The 12,187-nt window shown below is 56.9% G+C and carries 9 protein-coding genes and 1 riboswitch; of the genes, 6 read left to right on the top strand and 3 right to left on the bottom strand.

Translation table 11 applies throughout. The annotated features are described in order from the left end of the window. Nucleotides 1–5: 5 nt before the first annotated feature. The 3 genes from BHK98_RS13390 to BHK98_RS10525 form a co-directional block, all read right to left on the bottom strand. Nucleotides 6–566: a YdbC family protein gene (locus BHK98_RS13390; RefSeq protein WP_075714092.1), complete on the bottom strand. Its 561-nt coding sequence runs from the start codon at nucleotides 564–566 to the stop codon at nucleotides 6–8. Between the two features lie 322 nt (nucleotides 567–888). Beyond that, nucleotides 889–1,788: a metallophosphoesterase gene (locus tag BHK98_RS10530; protein ID WP_083628243.1), complete on the bottom strand. Its 900-nt coding sequence runs from the start codon at nucleotides 1,786–1,788 to the stop codon at nucleotides 889–891. A 13-nt stretch (nucleotides 1,789–1,801) separates the two neighbouring features. Continuing rightward, the gene (locus tag BHK98_RS10525; protein WP_075714090.1) at nucleotides 1,802–2,551 is read right to left on the bottom strand and encodes an exodeoxyribonuclease III; all 750 of its coding nucleotides are present in this window, start codon (nucleotides 2,549–2,551) and stop codon (nucleotides 1,802–1,804) included. Nucleotides 2,552–2,821: 270 nt separating this feature from the next. On the opposite strand from BHK98_RS10525, the gene BHK98_RS10520 reads away from it, so the two are divergent. The 6 genes from BHK98_RS10520 (at nucleotide 2,822) to gcvT (ending at nucleotide 12,132) form a co-directional block, all read left to right on the top strand. After that, nucleotides 2,822–3,949 carry a DmpA family aminopeptidase gene (locus BHK98_RS10520; protein WP_075714088.1) on the top strand — a complete coding sequence of 376 codons (1,128 nt, stop codon included), beginning with the start codon at nucleotides 2,822–2,824 and terminating at the stop codon, nucleotides 3,947–3,949. Nucleotides 3,950–4,217: 268 nt separating this feature from the next. After that, nucleotides 4,218–5,576, top strand: coding sequence for an APC family permease (locus BHK98_RS10515; RefSeq protein WP_075714087.1), 1,359 nt, complete (start codon nucleotides 4,218–4,220; stop codon nucleotides 5,574–5,576). A gap of 123 nt (nucleotides 5,577–5,699) precedes the next feature. Then, the gene (locus tag BHK98_RS10510; protein ID WP_083628241.1) at nucleotides 5,700–7,286 is read left to right on the top strand and encodes an N-acyl-D-amino-acid deacylase family protein; all 1,587 of its coding nucleotides are present in this window, start codon (nucleotides 5,700–5,702) and stop codon (nucleotides 7,284–7,286) included. Nucleotides 7,287–7,289: 3 nt separating this feature from the next. Further along, nucleotides 7,290–8,270: a serine hydrolase domain-containing protein gene (locus BHK98_RS10505; protein WP_075714084.1), complete on the top strand. Its 981-nt coding sequence runs from the start codon at nucleotides 7,290–7,292 to the stop codon at nucleotides 8,268–8,270. A 292-nt stretch (nucleotides 8,271–8,562) separates the two neighbouring features. Further along, nucleotides 8,563–10,563 (top strand): sigma 54-interacting transcriptional regulator, encoded by a 2,001-nt coding sequence (locus tag BHK98_RS13955; RefSeq protein WP_075714082.1) that lies wholly within the window; start codon nucleotides 8,563–8,565, stop codon nucleotides 10,561–10,563. A gap of 235 nt (nucleotides 10,564–10,798) precedes the next feature. Next, nucleotides 10,799–10,886: riboswitch (glycine riboswitch) on the top strand. Nucleotides 10,887–11,031: 145 nt separating this feature from the next. Further along, nucleotides 11,032–12,132: a glycine cleavage system aminomethyltransferase GcvT gene (gcvT, locus tag BHK98_RS10495; RefSeq protein ID WP_075714080.1), complete on the top strand. Its 1,101-nt coding sequence runs from the start codon at nucleotides 11,032–11,034 to the stop codon at nucleotides 12,130–12,132. Nucleotides 12,133–12,187: the final 55 nt, after the last annotated feature.

The following is a 12,187-nucleotide window of genomic DNA, read 5'->3' as shown; positions in this document are numbered from 1 at the left end:
TTTCATTAAAACGCCGCGCAGGCCGCATCTGCACCGGAGTCCTGATTTACCGGCATGGGTACATCCATTGGGACATCCTGAGCATATTCATCCGTTTCCGGTCCGGGTACAGATTCCTCCGGAACCTCCGTCGCCCCCTCCTCCATGGAAGCAAGCGGCTCGTCTGCCATGGCGTTCCGGTCGGGAGCACCGATATCCGGTGAGGTCCGGTTATTGGGAGCATACGCAGCCGTTTCCTCCGCGGCAGAAGCAGCGCGGTACTGCTCCGTCTTCCTCCGATACTCAAGATATTCCATCCGGTCGGCCTCCTGATCTGCTTTCGCCTCATCCACCGTCTTCTGATTCTGATACGCCAGGTACAGAGATACCAGCTGGCGCATTTCATCTGCGTACAGTGTGATTCCGCGAGACATATGCGTATGATTCCTGTCCCAGGCCCGGATATCGAACTTCGGCACTGAGTGGTCATTCCAGCAGACGATGTTCAGTTCCTTGCTCCAGCCGTTGTTCCGGACCGCCAGGGTCCCGAGGTGTTTTCTGATTTCAAACGTAAATTCATTCGGCATAATAAGTTCTCCTTTCCTTCTTTTAAGCAACCCTTTTGTAAGGTCGATATTACCATTACTGGTATAATATGTCAATTAAATCGACGCAAAAAAACAGCGGGAGAAAAAAGAAAGTCTTTTCTCTTACCCGCTTGATTTCGATGATTTTCAGGGCCGAAAAGCGCTGCGGTCGCAGGTCTGCAGGCCACCGGCGCGAACGGTTCAGGCACAGTCCAGCCGCGACCGTCGGCGGTTCATCGCAGGTCTGCAGGCGCCGGCGCAGGCGATTCAGGCGTTGGCCTGCCGCGGCCGTCGACAGTTTGCCGCAGATCCATCGCGGCGGCTACCTCTTCAATGTAAGGAAGACCACTTCAGGCCGGTTGTTCAGGCGGAACGGGAAGACGCTGTTCCCCAGTCCGCGGCTCACCAGCAAGGCTGAGCGGCCTTCGATATGGAAGCCGCTGGTCAGTTTCGGGAGCACGCCCTGCCCCGGGGAATACAGGCCCTGTCCGTTCGGCAGACGAAACTGACCGCCGTGTGCATGACCTGACAGGATAACGTCGACGTTAGTCGTCGCGTAATCAGTCAGGTACTGCGGTTCGTGAGTCAGCATGATCGTGAAGGCGCTGTCCTTTTCCTCGCAGATATCCCGCAGCTTCTCCAGGAGCACGGCAGACTCAAAGCGGGTTCCCAGCTCCCATCCGATCTCCTTGGCGGCGTATACGCTGGTTTCCGCGACACCCATGATATTGATGTGGGATCCGTCCCTTTCAAACTGCTCACAGCGGTCGAGCATGACATGCACCCCCAGCTGCTTCAGCTCCTCATAAAACGGATGAATCCTGGTCTGGCGGATCTGCAGCTCGTGATTCCCGTTCACATAATACACCGGCGCGATTTTCAGAAAGCCGGAGACCGCCTTCAGTGCCGCCATGAAATCCGTGTGATTGCGATCCACAAGATCCCCGGTGATCGCAATGAGGTCGGGATTCCCGTTCCGGACCATCTCCAGCAGATCCCTTTGTTCCGCCCCGAAATACTCACTCTGCAGATCGGAAATGTGCGCGATGCGAAATCCTTCGAATGCCTCGGGCACACGTTCCGAGCGGAGACGATACTCCGTTGCGACCAGCGCCCTGTTGCTGTGCTTCAGTCCCCTGTACAGACCGTAAGCGGTGACCCCGGCCACAGTTCCGGCTGCCGCGGCCGTCAGTGCGCGCCGCGCTGTCATTCTTTTTTCCATAATCTCCCCCGTTTCAAAGTCTGATTTCCAGTTCCACCGGACAATGGTCACTCCCCATGATATCCGTGTGGATCTTCGCGTCCACAATCTTATCCCGCAGACGGTCGCTGACGATGAAATAGTCGATGCGCCAGCCTGCGTTGTTCTTACGGGCGTTGAACCGGTAGCTCCACCAGCTGTACACTCCCTCAGTATCCGGATAAAGATACCGGTAAGTGTCGGTGAAGCCGGCCTCCAGGAGCTGCGTCATCTTAGCCCGCTCTTCATCAGAAAATCCGGCGTTGCCGCGGTTCGTCTTCGGGTTCTTCAGGTCGATTTCCTCATGCGCGACATTCATGTCCCCGCAGAGGATCACGGGCTTCTCCCGGTCGAGCTCCACCAGCAGTTCCCGGATATCATCCTCCCATTTCATCCGGTAATCCAGCCTCCGCAGCTCATTCTGACTGTTAGGCACATAGACGTTGACCAGATAGAAATCCTCATACTCGAGAATGATCCCGCGACCCTCGTCCGTGTGCTCCCCGAAATTATACTGCACACGCAGCGGCTTTTTCTTTGTAAGCACCGCCGTTCCCGAATAGCCCTTACGCTCCGCGCTGCAGAAAAACTCCTCATACTCCGGAAGGTCCAGCGTCGCCTGCCCCTCCTGCATCTTTGTCTCCTGAATACAGAAAAAATCCGCGTCCAGCTCCCGGACCACGTCCTCAAACCCTTTTTTCAGACAGGCCCTGAGCCCGTTCACGTTCCATGATATCAGTTTCATATGTATGTCTTGTCTCGCTTTCGTTGTAATTCACCCTGCCTGCCGACCGCAGCGCCGGGGCGATACGGCAGACGGCGTCTCTTTTGTTACTGCCATTATATCACAGTTTGATGCGTTTGTGGTTCAATTAATATTTTATCCTGAAACGCCTTTTGTCTGTAAATCGCGGAACAAAATTTGTGGCACACATCTTGCTGTGATAGAATAGTAACAAAACACGGGCAGACAACCTGCAGACAGAAAATTATCATGAGCAAGGAGGATTTTTTTATGGGCATTCCATCGGACGCCCCCATCCGGCTTCACAGGAAGTTTGAGCGGGGAGACAGAAACAAAATCACAGACGTGCAGGGCGTCAGGGTCGGTCAGGTGACTCTGCAGGACAGAGAGATCAACACCGGCGTAACCGCCGTTCTTCCGCACGGCGGCAATCTTTTCAGGGACAAAGTCATGGCCGGCTGCTCCGTCCTCAACGGGTTCGGCAAGAGCATCGGGCTGGTGCAGATTCAGGAGCTGGGAACTATTGAGACTCCCATCGTGATGACCAATACCCTCAGCATCGGAACCGCGTTTACCGCTCTCACAAAATATATGCTGGAACAGAATGAGGACATCGGCGTATCCACCGGAACCGTAAACTGTCTTGTTACCGAATGCAACGACGGGCGACTCAATGATATCCGGGGACTGCATGTCCGGGAGGAGCATGTCCGTCAGGCACTGGACAGCGCCTCCGAGGATTTTGAGGAGGGCGCCGTCGGGGCGGGAACCGGAATGGTCTGCCTCGGGCTGAAGGGCGGAATCGGATCCGCCTCCCGGAAGATCACCGCGGACGGCGGCGAGTACGTGATCGGGGCGCTCGTCATGACCAATTACGGTTCCGCCGGCAATCTCGTCATCGACGGAGTTCATTATGATACCACAAAGGCAGCCGGATGCGCCGCTGAGGGAAATATGCGCGGCGCGAACCACGAAAACGCCGCCGAGAGCTCAGGATGCGCCGACGGCACAACCCGTGCGGTCAATACGGCCGGAGAGGACAAAGACCGGGGATCCGTCATCATCCTCATCGCCACTGATCTTCCTCTTTCAGAGCGGCAGCTCACCCGGGTCTCCAGACGAGCCATGGTCGCCCTCGCCAGAACCGGCTCTTACTGCGGAAACGGAAGCGGAGACATCGCGATCACCTTCACGACAGCCAACCGATGCTCCCATTACAGCGAGAACGATCTTCTGAAATACGGAATGTTTTTCGACGAAAACATCGACCGCGTGTTCGAGGCGTCCGTGGAGGCTGTCGAGGAAGCTCTGATCAGTTCTCTGTATCACGCGAAAACGACAGAAGGCGTCCGGGGCAGCCGGTATATGGGGCTGAAGGATTTCCTCGATATGGACTGACGGGGCAGGTCGGGCAGCGTCGGACGGGACAGCGAGCCTCGCGGGATGTTCGGCAGCCGGCGCCTTTATCTGGATAAAAGCAGGATAAAAACGGGATAAAAACAGGATATATCCTGTCTGAGTATTTCTTTGTGGCAGGAGCGACGGCAGAAAAAGGACTGTTGACCACCCTGAAAAGTGACCTTTGTTTGGCACGATCATTGCTCTTTATGCAAATGTCGCAATTTTCACTGCGATTAAAAAATTTTCACCATTCAAGGAGGTCACTATGACTACACAGAATAACGGTTTCCGGAAAGAGATCGGAACCTTCGGCGGCATCAGCATCATCGGAGGCATCATGATCGGTTCCGGCATCTTCTACCTCGGCTCTTATGTCCTGCAGCGGACGGATATGAGCATGGGAATGGCTCTGCTGTGCTGGGTCATCGGCGGTGTTGTTTCCATTCTCGGCGGACTGTGCTTCGCGGAGCTGGGCGCCAGCGATCCCAAATCAGGCGGCATGGTTGTCTATCTGAACAAAGCCTACCACCCGTCTGTCGGCTATTCCTTCGGTTTTACGAGCTGGCTGATAAGCGGTTCCGGTTCCATCGCGGCACTGGCCATCGCTCTGGTAACCGCGCTGAATAACTTTATGCACATGTCGGAGATGACAATCAAGCTGATCGCCATAGTGATCATCATCGTCCTCACCGCATACAACTGCCTGGGAATCAAATACGGTTCCATCCTGCAGAACATTTCCATGGTCGCCAAACTGATCCCGATCATCGTGATTCTGTTCGCCGGCCTGGTTCTCGGGAAACAGCATCCGGACCTCTCCATTGTGCCGGAGGGGTCGGACATATCCTTCGGCGGAATGTTCGGAATGATCGCTTTCGCGACCGTCGCGACACTGTGGGCCTATGAGGGCTGGACGAACCTTAACCCTGTAGCCGAGGAAATGAAAAATCCGGGCAGAGACCTGCCCCGTGCTCTGATCATCGGCATCGGCAGCATTACCGTCCTGTATACACTCTTCAACTTCTCCATTTACCGGGTGCTTCCGCACGAGCAAATCGTTTCGCTGATTAATAACGACGATCTGTACCTCGGCACCACCGTCGCGAAAACCATTTTCGGCGGCGCGGGCGGCGGTCTGATCCTTGCGACCCAGCTCATCGCCATCTTCGGTGCACTGAACGGAATGATCATCGCCTTCTCCCGCTACTATTATGAAATGGCGGAAGACGGGCACTTCTTCCGGAACCACGCCAGACTGAACAAAGCAGGCGTCCCGCAGGTGGCGCTGATTTCGCAGGCCGTGATTTCCATCATCCTCGTGATGCTGCGGAACCTCGACCAGCTCACCTCGCTGGTGGTATTCGCCGGCATGGTATACAACACGCTCTGTATCATTGCGGTCATCATCTATCGGAAGAAATTCCCGGACATGGAGCGCCCGTACAAAGCATGGGGCTATCCGGTCACAGTCATCCTCGCAGTGGTGATTTTCTTCGCGCTGATGATCAACACACTGATGTCAGACCCGAAAACCGCGGCGATCGGACTGATCGTTCCCGTTCTCGGCGTCATCACCTGGTTTATTTTCGACAAAAAAACAGCCCGCAACGAAAAACGTTCGTAACAGGGCTTCCACGGCGGACAGTCCGTGTTGAAGTGATTCGCGTCGGACCGCCCGGGCCGGAGCAATTAGCAGCGGGCAGTTCACGGCGGGCCGCCCGGACCGGACAATCTACAGGAGTTTTATATGGAATATGATATTCTGATTAAAAACGCATCTATTATCGACGGCACCGGAGCGCCGGCGTTCGCCGGCGACACGGCCGTCAGCGGCGACCTGATCACGGCCGTGGTTCCCGGCGGCAGCCGGGAGCTCCGGGCAGGCAGGGTCATAGACGGAACCGGGCTTTATCTGGCGCCCGGTTTTGTTGATATCCACACCCACAGCGATCTCACGGCGCTCCGCGTTCCGGCTGCGGACAGCCGGATCCTTCAGGGCATCACAACGGAGCTGTGCGGCAACTGCGGAATGTCCGCCTTCCCCATCCGTGGGGACAGGAAGGACGACTTCCGGTATTACCTCAGCGAATATGTTGACAAAAATGACCCGCTGCCGTATTCTGATCTGAACGGGTTCCTGTCACTGCTCGAGGAAGAAACGCACAGTACGAACATGGCCTTCCTCACCGGTCACGGCAACCTCCGGCTCTCTGTCATGGGCTTTCGCAGGGGAAAACCTGAACGGGAGGAGATGAGCGCGATGAAACGGCTGCTGGAGGAGACCCTTCAGGACGGCTCCTTCGGAATGTCCTCCGGGCTCATCTATCCGCCGGGTTCCTACGCCCGGAGCGAGGAGCTGGAAGAGCTGTGTACTGTCCTCCTGCCGTACGGGGGAATCTACACGACACACATGCGGAACGAAGGGCTTCAGCTGACAGATTCTGTCCGGGAGGTCATCCGTCTGGCCGAGAGGACCGGCGTGAAGGTCGAAATTTCTCACCTGAAAGAAATCCGTCAGGAGTGCTGGCATACCGCGGTACGGGAAGCGGTGGAACTCATCGCGGATGCGAGAGACCGCGGACTGGATATTGCCTTCGACCAGTACCCCTATACCGCTTCCGCCTCCGGTCTGGAAACCAATATTCCCGAACACGCCTTTGAGGGCGGAAAGGAGCAGCTCCGAAGACGGCTGCTCGACCCGCGGGAGAGAGCCGCCCTTCGCGATGAGGCCAACGAAAGCCACGCCGGCAGATGGGACAAAATCTTTGTCTCCCGCGCGGAAGGCGCCCCGAACAAAGACTTTGTCGGCCACTCCATCGCAGAGATCGCGGCGATGACCGGAAAAGACCCTGCGGACGCGTGCTTCGATATCGTGCTTTCCTCAGATTTCCAGGCAAACGAAGTGAATTTCGGAATGTGCGAGGAGGACATCGAATACATCCTGTCACAGGATTTCGGAATGACGGGTTCTGACGGCGAAGCGGAGCCCCTCGATTTTCCCGGCGTCCCCCACCCCAGAATCTACGGCACCTTCCCGCGGATCATCTCCCGTTATGTGCGGAAACGCGGCGTGATTTCACTGGAGCAGGCCGTCCGGAAGATGACAGGAGCGCCCGCCGAAAGAATCGGGCTCGCTGACCGCGGAAAAATCGCAGAAGGGATGCATGCGGATCTGGTCCTCTTCGATTACGACAAAATTGAGGACACGCCGGACTACTTCAATCCCGGACAGCCCTGCGAAGGCATTCGCGCAGTCTTTGTCAACGGCGTTCTCAGCGCCTCAGACGGAGTTCATACCGGAGCCAGAGCCGGGCGCATCATAAGGAGGAGATAACTGTTGAACATACTATCTGACAAAGGAAATCCGCCGGAAATGTTCCTTGCGGAATCGATGAAAAAGCATCGGGTTGCGGGCGCGGCGTTCGCCCTCATACGCGGCGGAGAGCCTGCGCACATCGGATTCTGCGGCGCTGCGGATCCGGAGGAGAACCGTCTCGTAGACGCATCTACTCATTTTGAAATCGCATCTCTGACCAAGACTGTATTCGCCCGCTGTATACTGAAGCTGGAGGATCGCGGGCTCCTGCGTCTCGACAGACCCCTCCTGGAATATTCGGATGAACCCCTGCCGACAGACGATCCCGCGTTCCGCGACGTCACCGCACGGGATGTGCTGACTCACGCCACCGGCCTGCCGAACTGGGGCGACGCGCCTCTCCCCCTGCTTTTCGCGCCGGGAACCGGTTTCGGATACTCCGGCAAGGCCTATACATTTCTTCAGAATGTCGTTGAAAAAATCACCGGCTCCCGGATTGATGTGCTTCTTCAGGATGAAATCTTCAATCCGCTGGGAATGAAGGATGCCGCCATGATCTGGACCGGGCCGCTCAACCGGACGCTGTCCAGAACCTTCGACGCTGACGGAGTCATCGAACCTCTCCGCGGCTCCTGCCGCAGAACCGTGGCCGTCGAACCCAACGCGGCCTTCAGCCTCTGCGTGACGATATCCGATTACACGAAATTCGCTCTGCAGCTTCTCCGCGAGCCTGAAACTGTCGAGCGCATCCGTTCCTTCCGGAACCCGGTTACGGAGGGCGTCTCCTGGGGCCTGGGCTGGGGGCTGTGCCGCGAGACGCTCTGGCACTGGGGCGACAACGACGGCTTCAAAGCCTTTGTGATTCTGGATCCGGCAACAAAGGACGGCGTCGTGATTCATACCAACAGCTTTAACGGACTGGAAGCCTGCTATGAATTTATAGAGGAGCTCACCGGCTTTGACATGCGGAGCATTCGCGAAATGGTCGCCGCAGCGGAATAAGGACGGGGGCGGATGAACGTCGCAGCACGAAAGCCGGCGACAGAAGCGCTGACCGGACGAGCATCGCAGCACGGCAGCCGGTGACAGTACTGCGGTCCGGACGAGCATCGCAGCGCGGCAGCCGGCGACAGAACCGCGAACCGGGCGACCGATGCGAAGCGCAGTCCTCCGCCGGATACGCCGGTGTTCCCGACGGGGTATGAAATATAATTGAAATCAGGATATAAACAGGATAAAATAATACCCGGGGAATAAAACCCCCGGTATTTTCTTTTGTCAGGAGAACTCAGCTATGAAACGAATCAGTATTGTATACCGAAACGAAGAAAACAGCCTTGTGATGCAGCATCTGGAAGCCGTAATTCACAGCGTCTTCCGCGATTCCGCGGAGCTTCGGGGAATCTATATCAGCCGGCTGAAGCCCGGAGAGCAGGTCGATGCGGACGTCTATCTTCTCTCTGACAGACGGCTGATTTTCGATCTGCGGGAGCACGCCGTCTCCATGCACAACGTCGTGTTCATGGACCGGAGCATTCTCCGGAGCAGTCTGGGCGAAATACGGGCGATCCCGCCGGGCAGCGAGGTACTCATTGTCAACGACACGCGGGACACCGCAGAGGAGACCGCAGTCATGCTGTACGGACTGGGCGTGGACCATGTGCGCTTCACCCTCTTCGACCCGGAAAATCCGGACGGCCACGACGGCGTCAGATATGCCATCACCCCCGCAGAACCGGCCCTTGTACCGTCTCATATCCCTCATGTCATCGACTGCGGATACCGGGAAATCAGTTTTGAAACCATGATGGAGATTGAACGGCTTCTCGGCGCGAATGATCCGGAGATTACCTCCAGACTCGTCGACTACGGCATGAAGATCATTGAACCTGCCAGGACTTCTGCGGCGAATTACCTGAACCGCTTTCTCCGCGAGAAGCTTCTGGACGAATATCTGTATTATTCGGAGGATGTGACGTTCGCTGTCAACGATGCCGGCGAAGTGGTCTTCTTCAATCAGAAAGCCGCGAGCCTGTTCGGATTCCGCCATGACCGCCGCATTCTGCTCCGGGAGCATATTCCGGAAGAACTGCTGACACTGCTGTATTCGGCAGACAATATTCTGAAGGCCGCCTGTACACTGAATGAGACCCACTATACGCTGGATAAGAAGAGTTTTCTCAGCGCGGAGCGCAGCATCGGGTTCACCGTCAACATGCGGGACGAAATGTCCATCGTTAACAGCGAAACTGTGCTTTCCAACGCGCTGAAAAAAAGCGGGCTCGTGGCGCGGTACCGCTTCAGCGACATCATGTACACCTCTGAAGTGATGAAGCGTACCGTCAGGCGGGCGCAGATCGTCGCAGGCACAGACCACACCGTACTGATTCTCGGCGAGAGCGGCGTGGGCAAAGAGATTTTTGCCCAGGCGATTCACAACGCCTCCGGCCGGAAGGACCGGCCTTTTCTTGGCGTGAACTGCGCCTCCATTCCGGAAAGTCTGCTGGAATCCGAGCTTTTCGGATATGAGGAGGGCGCGTTCACCGGCGCGCGGAAGCACGGGCGGGCCGGTCTTTTTGAGCGGGCCCGGGGCGGAACCATCTTTCTGGATGAGATCGGCGATATCCGGCCTCAGATGCAGGCCTCCCTGCTGCGGGTTCTTCAGGAGAAGCAGATTATGCGGGTCGGCGGCAGTCAGGTAATCGACATTGACGTCCGCGTCGTGGCTGCGACAAACCGCAACCTTCCGGAGAAGGTACAAAGCGGCGAATTCCGCGACGACCTTTATTACCGGCTGAACGTCATGCAGATCACAATTCCGCCGCTGCGCAGGCGAAAGGCCGATATCCGCCCGCTGTTTGACTATTTTCTGGAAAACAGCCGTCCGCTTCCCACTCAGGCGATGTATGAAAAAATGCAGCGCCACAGCTGGCCGGGCAATGTCAGGGAGCTGGAGAACTGCGCGCTGTATTTCAAAACCTTCCATACTCTTCCGGAAACAGTTTCTGAGGACGCCGGCGTCCGGGAGGATCCGCAGGGACTCCCCTCCCAGGCCCGGATCGATATCGCCATTCTGCGGATCATCAGCGATTCCAACGCCGTGGGACGCGGAATCGGACGGACGCGGATTCAGTATCTGCTGGAATCCGGTCACATCACAGTCAGCGACATCCAGCTGCGCAAACGGCTGGCGCACCTGAACCAGCGCGGATTCATCGAGATCCACAAAGGCCGGCGCGGAGCGACCATCACTCCTGCCGGACTGCAGTACCTTGCAGAAAACGCGACCCTGTGAGCGCCGGCGCGTCGGCCGAAGATCAGGGACTGCCGAAGCCGGGCCCCTCAGCTGCCCGCGCCGCCCGTGTGCCGGCCGGTTCCGAACCTGCGCCGGCCCGGCCTTTGCCGGTGTGACAGGCGCGCCCGCACGGGCCCGGGCGGTTCTTTGTTTATCAGAAAAATACAATTATTTGTTTCTGATTTGTTGACCGCGTTTTTTGTCTATGCTAAAATATAGGTGATTATTATTCCGAATGATGGATGCGGGAGATGCTGCACCAGTTAGCAGAGCCGAAGGGGCGTCGTGGGCAAACTCTCAGGCAAAAGGACTGTATCCGGACGGACCCCTGGAGAGCGTAGCGCACCGAAGAGGGACAATCTTTCAGGTAAACGGACAGGGCACACGAACAGGTGAGTTCGCGTGTCTTTTTTAATAACTGCACACTGCGACGCCAACGGACACTGCTGACAGCATAGGAGGTATTACATGTCAGAAGAAAAACTCAAGAGAACCTCTCTGTACGACACGCACGTCAAATACGGAGGGAAGATGGTACCGTTCGCCGGATGGGAAATGCCGGTTCAGTACAAGGCCGGCGTGATCAGCGAACACATGGCGGTCAGAACGAAGGCGGGAATGTTCGACGTATCTCATATGGGAGAGATCGTGTGCAAGGGTCCGGATGCCCTGGCGAACCTGAACATGCTGCTTACGAACGACTACGCCGGAATGGCGGACGGACAGGCGCGTTACAGCCCGATGTGCAATGAGGAAGGCGGCGTCGTCGACGACCTCATCGTGTACAAAAAGAACGACGAGGAGTATCTGATGGTCGTCAATGCAGCCAACAAGGACAAAGACTTCAGCTGGGTGAAAGCCCATCAGTCCGGCGACGTCACATTCGAGGACATTTCCGACACGGTCGGTCAGATCGCGCTGCAGGGCCCCCTCGCCAGAAAGATTCTGCTGAAGCTGGTTTCCGGGGATGCAGTTCCGCAGGAATACTATGCCTGCACTTTTGATCAGGACATGTGCGGAACAAAGGTGATGATCTCCACCACCGGCTACACCGGTGAGGACGGCGTGGAAATCTACATGCCGATGGAGAAGGCGCCGGAAATCTGGGAGGCGCTGATGGAAGCCGGAAAGGACGAAGGTCTTATCCCCTGCGGCCTGGGCGCCAGAGACACCCTGCGGCTTGAGGCGGGCATGCCTTTGTACGGCCACGAGATGGACGATACGATTACGCCGAAGGAGGCGCTGCTGAGCATCTTTGTGAAGATGGACAAACCGGACTTCATCGGCAAGACCGCCATCGAAGCCAAGACGCCCCCCGCCCGCAAGAAGGTCGGTCTGGAGGTCGTCGGCCGCGGCATCATCCGCGAGCATATGAACGTATACCGCGACGGAAAGAAGATCGGAGTCACCACATCCGGCACCATGTGCCCCTACATTAAAAAGGCTGTCGCCTGTGCACTGATCGACGCGGACGCACGGGAGCTCGGCGAGGAGGTCGAGGTCGAGGTGAGAGGCCGCATGGTGAAGGCGAAGATGGTGAAATCACAGTTTTACAAAAGAGAACAGTAGAATGCGGCCGGACGGTCCGCCGTTCCGTAAAGCCGCAGACGAATCAGTTACAGGA

Origin of the sequence: Hornefia porci (assembly GCF_001940235.1) — a bacterium.
Taxonomy (GTDB): domain Bacteria; phylum Bacillota; class Clostridia; order Peptostreptococcales; family Anaerovoracaceae; genus Aminicella; species Aminicella porci.
This window is presented reverse-complemented; position numbering and strand designations above follow the sequence as displayed.